The sequence below is a fragment of the Variovorax sp. 10N432 genome, from assembly GCF_056394465.1.
This window is the reverse complement of the sequence record NZ_JBFTHX010000160.1, coordinates 1-428: the sequence shown is the minus strand read 5'-3', so window position 1 is coordinate 428 and position 428 is coordinate 1. Positions and strand designations below refer to the sequence as shown.

Below are 428 nucleotides of genomic sequence, written 5' to 3'. Positions count from 1 at the left end.
ATGCTGGAGATGGATCCAAATTCTATCGGCGGAGACGGTTACGGCATCCGAAGTTTGTATTTTGACGGGCCGCATGATCATTCCTTGTACGATAAGAACAACGGCGTGTTCGGCAGGGACAAGTACCGAATACGAATTTATAACGGCAGCGCCGAGAAGATCACGTTGGAGCGCAAGAGCAAGTTCGGGGATTTCGTCTGCAAGGAAGCGGCTCCTCTCTCGAGGAGAGAGTACGATGAAATACTAGCAGGAGATTACAAGTGTTTGAGAGATAAAGAGCATCCGCTGCTCAAGGATTTCTATCTTGCGCTAGCGCATCGGGCGTTCAGGCCGATTGTTATTGTGGATTATGTACGCGAGGCCTATGTTTATGAACCGGGCAATGTGCGGATTACATTCGACAAGCGGCTTGCGGCAGGTGTCAATAC

General features: G+C 50.0%; 1 protein-coding gene. It reads left to right on the top strand.

The window, feature by feature from the left end:
• The coding region (locus tag AC1DF3_RS37145; protein ID WP_478142834.1) for a polyphosphate polymerase domain-containing protein at nucleotides 1–428 on the top strand (428 nt) is incomplete at both ends.